The organism is Promicromonospora kroppenstedtii DSM 19349 (assembly GCF_000515355.1).
GTDB lineage: Bacteria > Actinomycetota > Actinomycetes > Actinomycetales > Cellulomonadaceae > Promicromonospora > Promicromonospora kroppenstedtii.
Map to the genome: position 1 here is coordinate 100588 of NZ_KI911649.1, position 546 is coordinate 101133.

General features: G+C 74.0%; 1 protein-coding gene. It reads right to left on the reverse strand.

Features of this window, described 5'->3' with window-relative positions; translation table 11 throughout:
* Positions 1 to 76 precede the first annotated feature (76 nt).
* A partial coding sequence (locus PROKR_RS10010) for a M15 family metallopeptidase (protein WP_211240090.1) occupies positions 77 to 546 on the reverse strand: 470 nt, incomplete at its 5' end.

Below are 546 nucleotides of genomic sequence, written 5' to 3' on the forward strand. Positions count from 1 at the left end.
GGTCCGCGAAGCGGGGCTTCGCGGACCGGGGTCCGTGGGCCGGCCCTGGGGCCGGCGTCCTTCGCGAGGCGACGCGTCAGTACGACGTGCCGAACTCCCAGTGCCAGGGTTCCGGCTTGCTGCCGCCGGCCTGGGCCCAGCCCGGGTGTTTCCAGCCGTATTTCCCGGCGTTCGCCTGCATCCAGCTGAACTCAGCGCTGCCGAAAGACTGGATGCCGCCGGAAAGGTCGACCGCCTGGCCCCACCCGTGGTTCGACGTGCCGGGCACGGCGGCCAGGGCGCCGCGAGACGCGGACACAGCCACCTGCTCGCTGTACGAGCGGTAGCCGTCGGTCAGGGACAGGTTCCGGCCGAAGGCCGAGCGGAACGCCCGGTTCAGGTCCTCGAGCGCCGCCGCGGCGTCGCACCGCAGCTTCTCGCCGGACGCGAAGCTCACGCCGCACAGCACGCTCGACGGGATCTGCCCGTTGCCGTACTGCTTCGCGGCCTGCGCCATGCGCTTGGCCTCGGCGGCCCGCTCCCGGGCCGCGGCGGCCGCGCGCTCGG